This is a genomic window from Schleiferilactobacillus perolens DSM 12744, from assembly GCF_001435585.1.
Classification (GTDB): domain Bacteria; phylum Bacillota; class Bacilli; order Lactobacillales; family Lactobacillaceae; genus Schleiferilactobacillus; species Schleiferilactobacillus perolens.
Map to the genome: position 1 here is coordinate 78,911 of NZ_AZEC01000002.1, position 13,592 is coordinate 92,502.

The 13,592-nt window shown below is 48.8% G+C and carries 9 protein-coding genes; 1 reads left to right on the plus strand and 8 read right to left on the minus strand.

Features of this window, described 5'->3' with window-relative positions; translation table 11 throughout:
* Positions 1–25: 25 nt before the first annotated feature.
* The 3 genes from pflB to parE form a co-directional block, all read right to left on the minus strand.
* On the minus strand, positions 26–2,287 hold the full coding sequence (gene pflB / locus FD09_RS02580; protein ID WP_057818009.1) for a formate C-acetyltransferase: 2,262 nt from the start codon (positions 2,285–2,287) through the stop codon (positions 26–28).
* Positions 2,288–2,708: 421 nt separating this feature from the next.
* A complete protein-coding gene (gene parC / locus FD09_RS02585) occupies positions 2,709–5,156 on the minus strand; it encodes a DNA topoisomerase IV subunit A (RefSeq protein WP_057818011.1) in 2,448 nt (815 codons plus the stop codon).
* A gap of 17 nt (positions 5,157–5,173) precedes the next feature.
* On the minus strand, positions 5,174–7,201 hold the full coding sequence (parE, locus tag FD09_RS02590) for a DNA topoisomerase IV subunit B (protein WP_057818013.1): 2,028 nt from the start codon (positions 7,199–7,201) through the stop codon (positions 5,174–5,176).
* Positions 7,202–7,355: 154 nt separating this feature from the next.
* Here parE and plsY point away from each other — a divergent pair, with 154 nt between their 5' ends.
* The gene (plsY, locus tag FD09_RS02595) at positions 7,356–7,982 is read left to right on the plus strand and encodes a glycerol-3-phosphate 1-O-acyltransferase PlsY (protein WP_057818014.1); all 627 of its coding nucleotides are present in this window, start codon (positions 7,356–7,358) and stop codon (positions 7,980–7,982) included.
* Positions 7,983–8,081: 99 nt separating this feature from the next.
* Here the strand turns inward: plsY and FD09_RS02600 are convergent, their stop codons facing one another.
* The 5 genes from FD09_RS02600 to trmFO all read right to left on the minus strand — a co-directional run bounded on the left by FD09_RS02600 (position 8,082) and on the right by trmFO (position 13,566).
* Positions 8,082–8,960, minus strand: a complete 879-nt coding sequence (locus FD09_RS02600) for an aldose 1-epimerase family protein (RefSeq protein WP_057818016.1) — start codon at positions 8,958–8,960, stop codon at positions 8,082–8,084.
* 71 nt (positions 8,961–9,031) lie between these two features.
* The gene (gene hslU, locus FD09_RS02605) at positions 9,032–10,435 is read right to left on the minus strand and encodes an ATP-dependent protease ATPase subunit HslU (RefSeq protein WP_057818481.1); all 1,404 of its coding nucleotides are present in this window, start codon (positions 10,433–10,435) and stop codon (positions 9,032–9,034) included.
* 21 nt (positions 10,436–10,456) lie between these two features.
* Complete coding sequence (gene hslV, locus FD09_RS02610) at positions 10,457–10,981, minus strand: ATP-dependent protease subunit HslV (protein ID WP_057818018.1); 525 nt, start codon at positions 10,979–10,981, stop codon at positions 10,457–10,459.
* Between the two features lie 14 nt (positions 10,982–10,995).
* A complete protein-coding gene (locus tag FD09_RS02615; RefSeq protein ID WP_057818020.1) occupies positions 10,996–11,928 on the minus strand; it encodes a tyrosine recombinase XerC in 933 nt (310 codons plus the stop codon).
* Positions 11,929–12,234: 306 nt separating this feature from the next.
* Complete coding sequence (trmFO, locus tag FD09_RS02620) at positions 12,235–13,566, minus strand: methylenetetrahydrofolate--tRNA-(uracil(54)-C(5))-methyltransferase (FADH(2)-oxidizing) TrmFO (protein WP_057818022.1); 1,332 nt, start codon at positions 13,564–13,566, stop codon at positions 12,235–12,237.
* Between the last annotated feature and the right edge of the window lie 26 nt (positions 13,567–13,592).

Below are 13,592 nucleotides of genomic sequence, written 5' to 3' on the forward strand. Positions count from 1 at the left end.
GAATCCTTCCTTACCAAAGTTGTTGTTACATTGTTTCGAAGAAGGTACGGGCAATTACGTCATCCTGCTGTTCCTTAGTCAGATCAGCAAAGTATACGCAGTAGCCGGATACCCGGACGGTCAGAGTCGGATATTCTTCTGGATGCTTCTGAGCATCAATCAACGTGGACTTGTTGAATACGTTGATGTTCAAGTGCATACCGTTATTTTCCATATACCCATCAACCATGTTAACCAGTGTGTCCTTGCGGGCTTCATCATCATGACCCAAAGTGTTTGGCGTTACCCCAAATGTATTGGAGATGCCATCCCGGGCATAGTGGTAAGGAATCTTAGCAGTGGACAACAGGGAAGCTAATGCACCATTGTGTTCTGCACCATAAGCTGGGTTAGCACCCGGGGAGAATGGTTCGCCGGCTTTACGGCCGTTGGGAGTCGTCCCCGTATTCTTACCGTAAACGACGTTGGAAGTGATGGTCAATACAGAAGTCGAAAGCTTAGCGCCACGATACAGATGATGCTTATTCATCTTGGTGAAGAAAGTCTTGACCAGCCATTTAGCAATGTCGTCAGCACGATCGTCGTTGTTACCATAACGAGGGAAGTCGTTGTTATCAACTGCATAGTCCACAGCCAAACCATCCTCATTGCGGATGATCCGCACGTGACCATACTTGATAGCAGAAATGGAGTCAACGGCGTGGGACAAGCCAGAAATACCAGTGGCAAATGTCCGATCCAAGACGGTATCCTTTAACGCCAATTGAGCGGCTTCATAATAGTATTTGTCATGCATGTAATGGATGGTGTTCAGCGCGTTAACATACACATCTGCCAACCAGTCCATCATCTTGTCAAACTTCTGCATGAATTCATCGTAATCGATATATTCAGAAGTGATCGGCTCATAGTTCGGTCCAACTTGGGCGCCAGCCAATTCATCTTTACCGCCATTGATGGCATATAAGACAGTCTTGGCTAAGTTTGCCCGGGCACCGAAGTACTGCATCCCATCGGCAATTGGTTGTGCGGACACACAGCACGCGATGCCGTAGTAATCGGTACCCCATTCATTCCGCATCAATTCATCATTTTCATACTGAATTGTGGAAGACTTGATGGATACTTCAGTAGCATAACGCTTGAAGCCTTCAGGCAATTTGTCGTCCCACAGTAAGGTGATGTTCGGTTCCGGTGCTGCACCCATGTTGTCCAAAGTCTTCAAGAAACGGAAAGCAGTCTTGGTGACGTGATGACGGCCGTCAGTACCGATACCGGCCAAGGACAAAGTGGCCCAAATCGGGTCGCCAGAGAACAGACTGTTATATTCTGTTGTCCGAATGAACCGAACCATCCGCAACTTCATTACCAAGTGGTCAATATATTCTTGGGCTTGTTCTTCGGTGATTAATCCCCGATTCAAGTCACGTTGGATGTAGGCATCAATGACGGTGTCGATCCGGCCAACGGACATGGCAGCCCCGTTTTGGGTCTTAACAGCAGCCAGATAGCCAAAGTAAATCCATTGGATGGCTTCCTGGGCATTTTCTGCCGGACGGCCAATATCGAAGCCGTAGCTGGCTGCCATTTGTTTCATCTGCTTCAATGCTTTCCATTGATCGTTGACTTCTTCGCGCAGTTGAATCACGCTGTCGGTCATTTCACCGTCACCGATGTTGTTCCAATCATCCAGTTTGGCAGCCATCAAACGATCGATCCCGTAAATGGCAATCCGAGGAAAGTCAGAAACCAATCGACCTCGGCCGTAAGCATCCGGCAAACCAGTGACAATCTTGTAGTGACGTGCAGCCCGCATGTCGGGTGTATAAGCATCAAACACACCCTGGTTGTGGGTCTTACGATAGTGAGTGAAAATCTTATGCATTTCTGGATCAGTTTCAAAACCGTAAGCCTTCAAAGCATCCTCGGCCATGCGGATACCGCCTTCAGGCATGAATGCCCGCTTCAACGGCTTGTCGGTTTGCAGACCAACGATGGTCTCCAAATCTTTGTTCAAGTAGCCAGGACCGTGGGAGGTAATGGAAGAAACAACATTGTTATCGGCTTCCAAAACACCGCCGACTTCCCGTTCCTTTTTCTTAAGGGCCAACAATTGATCATTCAGCGTTGTGGTTGCTGCAGTTGGACCAGCTAAGAACGATTCGTTACCATCATATTGATTCAAGTTGTGGCTAATAAAGTCGCGGACATTGATGCCGTCCATCCAGTCGCCAGGTTGAAATCCTTCCCAGCAAGCGGGCATGGTCTCTTTTTCTAGTTGTTTCATTTTGTCTACCTCCATACGGTGAAGTGGCTAAGATTAAGTATTACAGTTCCTACGCTTTTAGTATAACACATCACATTGGGTGTGCAAGCCCTTACTTCCTTGACAAGCCAGCAGGTAAACCGGTTATCTAACGAAAACGTTAATATACCGCGGTTTGTAGGGTAAGGTAAGCGATTCACCCTTAAAAAATATTTAATTTCTGTGTTAATATGGCACGTATTCTGTACTAATACAGAGATTTTGTCCATAACTGTATTAGTACAGAAGCCTAAGCGTTTCCCTTATTTTTCGTGTTGAAAAAATTACGTTTGTTCATTAATGAACGGATCGTACTGAAATCAATTATAACGAATTGGGCGGGTAAAAAGCAAAAAAATGACCAATATCATTGCGATATTGGTCATTTTTAATACGACACCGCTTATTCTTTTTCTACTGGCGGCACCGGTTGAAACGAAACGGGTAATCCGTCTGTTTCGACATCCAGGATGAAGGAGCCATTGGAGTAGCGGTCCGCTAACGGATGGTTCATAGGGGTCACTGTGATGTGTTTGTCGTGATCCGTGAGCACATTCCAAGTTGTTTGACCCGTTACCGGAGCAACTAAGACAACCCGGTGGGGGTTAGCCTTCAGGACGCGCAATACCAAGACACCCACGCCGCCGCGGTGGGCTGTTGGAATTTGGTCCACCGCCATGCGCTTAAATGCACCACGGCTGGTCATGATCCCGACTTGAGTCTTGTCGGTATCCTTAGTCAACATGAAACCGACCACTGTGTCGTCTTTCTTCAGATTCTGGGAACGAACGCCGACGGCCCGACCACCCATGGCGGAAACTTCAGTCAGCGGATAGCGGGTCGCATAACCATGTGCCGAAAAGCTTGTGACCAGCCAATCGGCATCATCGGTCACAAAGTACACATCGGTCACCGCGTCATTACTGCTCTTTAGTTTCGTGGCGACTTGGGCGCGCGACTTATAAGTGCGACTGGGTTGGAACTCTGTCAAAGTCAATTGCTTGATTTGGCCCGCTCGGGTCCCGAGAACAAACCGGCCAGGGCCGTCCAGACTCTTCAAGACGGTGACAAACAAAATCTTTTCGTCCGCCGCCAATCCCGTGGTTTGCGAAATATGTTCCCCCGTGTCCTTCCACTTACCGTCTTGAATCTCGTACACCTGCCGGTAGATCATGTTGCCCAGACTCGTAAACATGTACACATGATCCAGAGTGTGCACGATATCTTGGAATACGAACTGGTCGTTTTCCTTCAGGCCATTATCCCCTTCGTCAGATGCGTTGAACGAGCGCAGAGATGCTCGTTTCAAGTAGCCGTCACGACTAACACCCATCATGACCTCTTCATTGGATACCAGCACACTGGTATCAATTTCCAAGCTTTCCACATGCTTTTCGATCTGGGTTAACCGGGGTGTGGCATATTCTTTCTTGACCGCTGCCAGTTCTGTTTCGATCACTTTGGCCAGTTGGGCAGGATTATTCAAAATTTTGTTGTACCGGGTAATTTCCTTGCTCAACTTATCATGCTCTGCTTGCAGGGCCGTAATATCAGTGTTTGTCAACCGATATAACTGCAAGGACACAATTGCTTCTGCTTGCGCTGGAGTGAATTGATATTGGGTCACCAAATTTTTCTTGGCGTCGCCCTTATCATGGCTGGCCCGAATCGTCTTGATCACTTGGTCCAGAATTGACAGGGCATGGATCAAGCCTTCAACAATATGCTGCCGTTCCTGGGCCTTTTGCAAATCAAACTGGGTCCGTTTGGTGACAACACTCTTCCGAAATTCGAGGTAAGAAGACAGGATTGATTGCAGACCAACTTGTTCTGGACGCATATTTCGAATGGCGACCATATTGAAGTTGTAGCTAATTTGCAAGTCGGTATTCTTGAATAAGTAATTCAAAATACCCTGAGCATCGGCATCTTTTTTCAGTTCGACCACAACCGACAGGCCAAAGCGGTCACTTTCGTCCCGAACTTCTAGAATGCCTTCGACTTTTTTCAGGACCCGCATCTCGTCCATCCGCTTGACCAGTTGGGCTTTGTTCACTTCGTAAGGAATTTCGGTAATCACAATTTGCTGCCGGCCGCCGCGAATGGTTTCAATATTCGTTTTAGCCCGCACCATGATTCGGCCACGGCCCTTGGTATAGGCATCCTTAATGCCACTGAGGCCTTGAATGATACCGCCTGTGGGAAAGTCAGGGCCCTTCACGAACTGCATCAGCGCCGCTAAATCGGCGTCTGGATGATGCAGCAGATAAATGGTGGCATCGATCACTTCACCTAAGTTGTGCGGCGGAATCTCAGTGGCGTAACCGGCCGAAATACCCGTAGCGCCGTTGACCAGCAAATTGGGGAACTTTGCGGGAAGCACCGTGGGTTCTTCGGTGGTGTCATCGAAATTTAACACCATGGGCACGGTCTGTTTCTCAATATCCTGCAGCAATTCTCCTGCCACTTTGGCAAGACGTGCTTCCGTATACCGCATAGCAGCCGGCGGATCGCCGTCCATTGACCCGTTATTCCCGTGCATCTGAATGAGAGGGACCCGTAATTTCCAGTCTTGACTCATCCGCACTAGCGCTTCATAGATGGAACTGTCCCCATGGGGATGGAAGTTACCCATGACATTACCCACAGATTTGGCGGCCTTACGAAATGCCTTGTCAAAGGTATTATGATCTTCGTTCATGGCATAGAGGATACGCCGCTGGACGGGCTTAAGACCATCGCGAATATCTGGCAAAGCCCGTTCTTGAATGATGTACTTGGAATAGCGGCCAAACCGCTCGCCCATGACATCTTCCAGTGCTAATTCTTTAATGTTTTGTGTGTCAGCCACGTCGTTTGATTCCTTTCTCAGGCATGATGTTCTTTCAATGCCTCAATAATTTTGGCGTCTTCTTTTTTGGCCCGGGGTGTTTCGTCGCCATCCATCACCGTGGTGTCCAATAAGCTGCCTTCATCCGCCATATTGAAGCGGACATTGTGTTCAATCCACTGCCGGCGTGGTTCCACTCGATCACCCATCAATGTAGTCACCCGTCGTTCTGCCAAGGCGGCGTCAGTGATTTTAACTCGAATCAAAGTTCGGGTCACCGGATTCATTGTGGTTTCCCATAACTGATCGGCGTTCATTTCGCCCAGCCCTTTGAACCGTTGCAGGCTGTAACCCTTGCCCATCTTGGCAATGTCATCCGTAAGCTCATGTTCTGTCCAAGCATATTCAATCTTCGTTTTCGCACCACTGCCCTTTTGTAATTTATACAATGGCGGGAGGGCAATATACACCTTTCCCGCTTCAATCAAAGGACGCATGTAGCGGTAGAAGAAGGTCAGTAACAGGATCTGGATATGGGCCCCATCGGTATCCGCATCGGTCATGATGATGATTTTGTCATAGTTGCTGGCGGCAACATCAAATTCTGCGCCCACACCGGCGCCAATGGTGTAAATCATGGTATTGATTTCTTCATTTTTAAAAATATCAGCCAACTTGGCCTTCTGAGTGTTTAGGACTTTCCCCCGTAATGGCAAAATCGCCTGGAAACGGCGATCACGGCCTTGTTTGGCCGAACCACCGGCGGAATCCCCTTCGACCAGATATAATTCGTTCTTTTTGGCGTTTTTAGATTGTGCTGGCGTTAATTTACCAGAGAGAATCCCTTCCGTTTTTTTCCGCCGCTTACCGCTGCGCATATCATTACGGGCTTTGCGGGCGGCTTCGCGCGCTTCCCGAGCCTTGAGGGCTTTGCGCACCAGCTCCTGGGCAAACTCGCCGTTTTCCAACAAATAGAAGCTCAGCTTTTCGTAGACAACTGATTCGACAACTGGTCGGGCTTCTGGGGAACCAAGCTTACCCTTAGTCTGCCCTTCAAACTGTAATAATTCCTCGGGAATTCGGACAGACAGAACACCGCTCAGGCCCTCACGGACATCGGATCCCTCCAGATTTTTATCTCGTTCTTTGAGGAGATTGACTTTATGGGCATAATCATTAAATGCTTTGGTATAACCGGCTTTTAACCCGACTTCATGCGTACCGCCATCACCAGTCCGGACATTGTTAACGAAAGAAATAATATTTTCACTGTACCCATCATTGTATTGGGCCGCAAATTCCACTTCAATGCCCTTATCTTTGCCAGTGAAATCCATGATGTCACCCATCGTATCTTTGTCTTCATTCAAATAGGCGACAAAAGACTTGATGCCATCATCATACTTGAACACACTCTCTTGTTCTTGTCCCGGTCGCTCATCAGTCAGGGTGATCTTGATCCCCTTGAGTAAAAAGGCCGACTCCCGCAATCGTTCCGCCAACGTGTCATAATTAAATTTGGTGGTCGTAAAGACGGTATCATCGGGCCAGAATTGGATCGTTGTGCCGTTGGGTTCTTTAACTTTCCCAGTCATCTTTAAAGTACCGACCGGATGACCACCGTTTTTGAATTCTTCAAAATATGCTTTACCGTCCCGGACCACCCGGACCGTCAATTTCTTACTGAGGGCGTTCACCACGGACGCTCCGACGCCATGCAAACCGCCAGATGTTTTGTAGGTATTCTGGGTGAACTTGCCCCCGGCGTGGAGCACTGTCAAAATCACTTCGATGGTGGGCTTGCCGGATGGATGCATCCCCGTGGGCATACCACGTCCATGGTCTTGTACTGAAATTCCGCCGTCCTGTAATATTTTTACCGTAATGTCCTTACCAAAACCGGCCAAGGCTTCGTCCACTGCATTGTCGACAATTTCGTAGACAAGGTGGTGCAATCCATGACCATCAGTTGAGCCGATATACATCCCTGGCCGCTTACGCACAGCCTCAAGACCGTGCAGCACCTGGATGGATGAATCATTATAATCTGACGCTGTTTGCGGCATATATATACTCCTTTGCCAATCCGGCTACCGAGGTAGCGCGAATGTATGTTCTTGAATAACTCACAATTTCCATATTAAGCTAATGGCAGGCGTTCTGGCAAGTCCCTTGAGTGTGGTAGAATACCCTTATTGGTTTTCAACGGAGGTCCAGTCATTGGATTATAAATTAATTTTGCTTTTTCTCGCCGCCTATTTAATTGGTTCGTTTCCCTCAGCGTTAATCATTGGTAAAGTTTTCTACCATAAAGACATTCGCCAATTTGGCAGCGGGAATATTGGAACCACCAATGCGTATCGGGTATTGGGTCCCAAAGCAGGGACCGGCGTTTTGGTGATGGATGTACTGAAGGGGACCTTGGGTGCCAGTCTACCCTTGCTTTTTCAGTATTCCGACCGGCATCTGGTGTTACTGATTGGTTTGGGCGCCGTCCTTGGCCATTCTTTTTCACTGTATATCCATTTTCACGGCGGCAAATCGGTGGCTACTAGCGCAGGTATCCTGCTTGCTTACAATCCAGAATTTTTCCTCATTGCAGCGCTGATCTTTTTAACCATCATGTATCTTTCCAGTATGGTTAGTCTTGCCAGCACATTGGGTTGTACTCTGGTCTTGATCCTATCCTTTTATTACCAAGACTGGGTGCTCAGCACAATTGTTGCCGCTGTGACAATCTTTGTCATTATCCGGCACCGCAGCAACTTTCGCCGAATCAAAAATGGCACGGAGAATCTCGTTCCCTTCGGCGTTGTGTACCGCCACCGGCAAAAGCATTCGCACTAAGTCTCAAACAATAAAGCAGCCCTTCATTCCAAAAACGGGACGAAGGACTGCTTTTTTAATCATTTCAGGACGCTGTCACATCCTTGAAAAGAAGCAGGATCAAAAGATGCCAATGCGATATTTGGCTGTGAACTGCTCTTCGGGAGCCAACTGATGCATACCCAGTTTATGGGTCAATTGACCGTCATGACCGACTGGATCAGCAATTCCCCACCACGGCTCCAATGCCACAAAAGGACCGGTTTTTGGATATTGAGACCAAATGCCAATGTAGGGGGCATCCTTTACCGTCAATTCTACACGGTGGTCAGAGTTTTCTTGGCGCAAGCTGACCGTATTTTCCCCTGCCAGTTCGTAAATCAAAGCATCGTGGGCAAATAGCTTATCAGTAATTGCCAAATCCACATCGGTGGGGGCTAATGTACGTTCCTGTAAATCGGCACCGCCGCCTTCACCCAACGGAATCGTCACGCGACTCTTCTTTGGCGAAAAACGCAAATAATCCTGAGCAGTCCCGCTGGTTTGACCCAGACCGGTATTGAATGCTGGATGACCGCCGACGGAGAACCAAAGCGGCTCAGTTTTGCTGGGATTTGTGACGTAATACCGAACCTTGAGCAAATTACCCAGCAAAGCATAGCGAATACGCAAGTTAAAGGCAAAAGGGTAAATTTTGCGTGATTCGGCATCATCATTCAGTTCAAAAATCACCTCATCGGCGCTTTGCTGAACGACGGCAAAATCCCGATCGCGGGCAAAGCCATGACGCCCCATCTGGTACGTTTTCCCTGCATAAGAATATTCACCATTGTGCAACGCCCCCACGATGGGAAACAGTACCGGTGCCCGGCGGCCCCAAATCGCTGGGTCCCCCTGCCACAAATATTCTGTATTGGTATTCTTATCCCGAATGGACTGTAATTCGGCCCCATGTTCTGAAATCTGCACGGTGAGGAATTCGTTTCGGATGGTTTGCATGATCAATTCATCCCTTCTAATCGGTGTCTCTGGACCTATTGGGCCACGACCACCATTTACATTTTAAGCGATTATAAAATAAACTGGGTAAGATCCTTATCAGCCGTAATCTTGCCGATCCGATCATTGACATATTGGGCTGTAATTGTGATATCGCCCATGGCCATATCCGGCGCTGAGAAAGAGACCTCTTCGAGCAGCTTCTCCAGAATAGTGGCCAACCGGCGTGCCCCGATGTTTTCCACTGAGTGGTTGACGTCATAAGCAATTTCAGCGATCCGTTCAATGGCCTCCTTGGTAAAGGTCAAATGAACATCGTCCACGCCAATCAAGGCAATGTACTGCTTGATCAAGGAATTGTTGGGTTCCGTTAGAATCCGGACAAAATCGTCTTTACCCAAGTCATCCAGTTCAACCCGGATCGGGAAGCGCCCCTGTAATTCGGCAATCAAATCACTGGGTTTGGTATCCGCAAATGCGCCCGAAGCGATAAACAGGATATGATCCGTATTGATCAGCCCATACTTGGTGTTGATCTGCGATCCCTCCACAATGGGTAAAATGTCCCGTTGGACCCCTTCCCGGGATACTTCACCAGAACTGCGCTTATCGCCCGCCGCAATTTTATCGAACTCATCAATAAAGATAATCCCCGTGTTTTCCGCTCGTTTGATGGCGTCGGAATAGATATCGTCATGGTTGACGAGCTTGCTGGACTCTTGACGAATGAGGACTTCGCGGGCTTCTTTCACGGTCATGGTCCGGGTAACCTTCTTCTTGGGCATCAGATTGCCCAACATATCGCCCATGTCGATGCCCATCTGTCCCATCATATCATTCATTCCACTGACAGGTTTTTGTTCATCCATCTGAATTGTGACTTCGCGATCCTCAAGCAGCCCCTTACTGAGCTGTTCCTTGACACTCAACCGCTGATCTCGAATTTCATCGTTCACTTCTTCATCTTGGTCGTCACTTTGGTTTTGGTTGTTGCCGTTACCAGTTAACGCGGCCATCATATCTTGAATATTCATTTGCCGCTGCTGTTTTTTAATACCAGGCACCAGCAGCCGAACTAATATCTTGTCGGCCTCTGCGCTGGCGCGACCACGAACCTGCGCGTAGTATTCGTCTTCCACCATGCGGACACTGACATCCACCAGATCACGCACCATTTGTTCCACGTCTCGACCGACATACCCGACTTCCGTGAACTTAGTCGCCTCGACTTTAACAAAAGGTGCTGAAACGATTTTAGCCAACCGGCGGGCAATTTCAGTTTTCCCGACCCCTGTCGGACCAATCATCATTAAATTTTTGGGCGTGATATCAGCCTGCATGTTCTCTGGCAGGCGCAACCGCCGATAACGATTATAGAGGGCCACAGCGACTGCCCGTTTCGCTTCATCCTGGCCGATGACATATTCATCCAGGTCTTTTACAATTTGTTGGGGCGTTTTAGTCATTTCCAACATCTTCATTGTCTAATTACCCCCTTAAAACGATTTGGCGATGACATTGTGGTTCGTATAAACATCAATGTCCGCAGCAATGTTGACGGCTGCCTTAGCAATATCTTCAGCACTCATGGCAGTGGTGTGCTGATTCAGCGCAATGGCCGCGGCCTGGGCAAAATTGCCTCCGCTGCCAATAGCCACCACGTCATCATCGGGATCGATGACCTCGCCATTACCGCTGATGACCAATAAATTGTTTTTATCCATGGCGATCAACATCGCTTCCAGCTTTTGCAGGGTCGGGTCCTTACGCCAGTCCTGGGCTAGTTCGACAGCTGCGCGGCGCAGATCACCGGAATAGCTTTCCAACTTTTTCTCCAACCAATCCTGTAAAGTAAAGGCATCGGCTACGCCACCGGCAAAACCGATGACGACGGAATTGTGATAAATGGACCGCACCTTTTGGGCAGTCCCTTTCATAATATATTTTTCTCCAAGTGTCACTTGGCCATCGCCGGCAATAGCGGTGTGCCCATCATGTTTAACTGCAACGATTGTTGTCATTTAAAAAAGCTCCTTTATTTCGGTGAATCCGATTGATCTGTCGCCCGCGGGAAAAATTGACGGTATTGCTGCTGTAAGTGGGCCATAGTGACATGGGTATAGATTTGCGTCGTCGATAACGACGCATGACCCAGCAGCTCTTGCACACTGCGCAAGTCAGCCCCATTATTCAGCATTTCCGTCGCAAAGGTGTGTCGCAGCATGTGCGGATGGATTTTTGTGGTCAAACTCGTTTTGGCAATGAGCTGATCCAAAATATACCCTACCCCCCGCCTGGTCAATGGTGCCCCGCGATCGTTCAGAAAGACCGCGGCAGGTATTGTTCCCCCCGCCCGTTTCGCAATTAGCTTGGGACGAGCCTGGGTCAGATACGTACGGACACGCTCGGCAGTTTGTTTATCAAAAGGGATATAGCGGTCCTTTTGACCTTTCCCATGGACCAAAACCACGCCCATTGAGAAATCAAATTGACTCACAGTCAAGTCAGTAAGTTCGCTGACCCGCATCCCTGTGGCATATAATACCGCAAGTAACGCGGCGTTACGTTGGTCTAAAGGATGATTTCCTTTTGTCTGGGCAAATAATGCGGCGACTTCTTTGGGATAGAAGAATTTAGGTAAAGCATGATGCCGATTGGTTAAGCGGACATCGGCGAACGGATCATCTGCCAAATATTGCTGGCGCACTAAAAAACGATAAAACCCCCGCAATGTCGAGATCCGGCGTTCCACCGTTCTAGGCTTATAACTGTCCCCCAGATGACTTAAATAAACGTCCACATCAATTTGGGCGATCTGATCAAATCCGGGAAAGCCGCCATTCGCAGTAAGGTATTGGATAAAATCCTCTAGATCCCGGCGGTAGGCAGCCACGGTATTTTCTGAGTAACGCCGCACCCCGCGTACATAATCCAAGTATTGCTGGATCCAGTCCTGTGTCTGACTCATTCAATCGCCCCTTTTACTTCTCTATGCTAACAAAAACGCTCTCATCACGCCAGAGAAAATAGAGAGTGCAGCGCCTCGGTTAGAAGCGTAGAGATAAGGGCCAGTAAGCAGAAAAACCGTACTTAGGTTTTTTGCTTACTGGCCCTTATCTCCTAGCTTCTGGGGCGCAAAGCCCGTTTCAGTTCAACAGTCGTGCCAAAGCTACGCAATCTCCGACAAAATGGGCTTTGCTGTGGCACCACAGCCAGCAGGTTTCAAAATTTGGTCACAAGCCTCGTTGACCTAAAAAGCGACAATTGTGATTCGTTATTTGGTCAAAGTGACTGGTTCCAGTGCAACAGCTGCTTGGAAAGCGGCTAATGATTCCAGACCACGGCGGGCCATGGCTAAATTGCGTTCCCGTTTATCCCGCTCGCGGTGATCTAATTTAGGCATAATCCCGTAATTCGCATTCATTGGTTGGAAATGATGGGGGTCTGCGTGGGTAATGTAGTGGGCCATTGCACCCACCTCTGTATCCGCTGGGAAAATCAGCGGTGGCTGATCTTTAGCCAGGCGGGCGGCGTTAATACCAGCCACCATACCTGACGCTGCACTTTCCACATAGCCTTCCACACCGGTCATTTGGCCGGCAAAGAACAGGTCTGCACGTTTGACAGATTGATAAGTGGGTGTCAACACGACCGGCGCATTCATAAATGTATTTCGGTGCATTACACCATAGCGCACGATCGCGACATTCTCCAGCCCAGGAATCATGCGGAATACCCGCTTTTGCTCACCCCACTTGAGGTGTGTTTGAAAACCGACGATATTGTACAGACTGCCCACCGCGTTGTCCTGGCGCAACTGCACCACGGCATAAGGCCGTTTACCCGTACGGGGATCTTCTAGACCGACTGGCTTCAGCGGACCGAATAGCATGGTCTTTTCGCCCCGCTTCGCCATCACTTCAATGGGCATACAGCCATCAAAGAATTTTTCTTTTTCAAAATCGTGACTTTCGGCCACTTCGGCGTGAATCAACGCTTCGTAGAAAGCATGGAACTCTTCTTCCGTCATTGGGCAATTCAGATAATCCGCAGTGCCTTTATCGTAGCGCGACTTGCGATAGACCTTATCCATGTCGATGGATGCCTCATCCAGGATTGGTGCGGCCGCATCATAAAAATATAAACCATCGTCACCATTCAAATTCTTAATGGCCGCCGCCAAACCGGGTGAGGTGAGCGGGCCAGTCGCCACTACCGTGATCCCCTCGGGAAAGTCAGTGAGTTCTTCCCGAATCACGGTGACATTGGGCATGGCAGTGAGTGCATCTGTAATTGCTTGGGAAAAGGGTTCCCGGTCAACTGCCAGTGCACCGCCAGCGGGAACGGCATGGGCGTCAGCCGACTGCATAATGAGTGAATGACACTGGCGCATTTCTTCTTTCAACAGGCCAACAGCATTAGTCAGCCCATTGGCGCGTAATGAATTCGTACAGACTAACTCGGCAAATTGACTGGTGTGGTGGGCTGGCGTTGATTTCACCGGCCGCATTTCGTACAAATTCACCGGTACTCCTCGGCGGGCAATCTGCCACGCCGCTTCGGCACCGGCTAAACCGGCGCCCACGACATTGACTGTTTTGGGCATAACCCTCACTCCTCAAACACACATTT

Excerpts from the sequence above, each read along its gene's own strand:
- pflB (WP_057818009.1), bottom strand. The coding sequence starts at position 2,287 with ATGAAACAACTAGAAAAAGAGACCATGCCCGCTTGCTGGGAAGGATTT.
- parE (WP_057818013.1), bottom strand. The coding sequence starts at position 7,201 with ATGCCGCAAACAGCGTCAGATTATAATGATTCATCCATCCAGGTGCTG.
- FD09_RS02600 (WP_057818016.1), bottom strand. The coding sequence starts at position 8,960 with ATGCAAACCATCCGAAACGAATTCCTCACCGTGCAGATTTCAGAACAT.
- hslU (WP_057818481.1), bottom strand. The coding sequence starts at position 10,435 with ATGTTGGAAATGACTAAAACGCCCCAACAAATTGTAAAAGACCTGGAT.
- hslV (WP_057818018.1), bottom strand. The coding sequence starts at position 10,981 with ATGACAACAATCGTTGCAGTTAAACATGATGGGCACACCGCTATTGCC.
- FD09_RS02615 (WP_057818020.1), bottom strand. The coding sequence starts at position 11,928 with ATGAGTCAGACACAGGACTGGATCCAGCAATACTTGGATTATGTACGC.
- trmFO (WP_057818022.1), bottom strand. The coding sequence starts at position 13,566 with ATGCCCAAAACAGTCAATGTCGTGGGCGCCGGTTTAGCCGGTGCCGAA.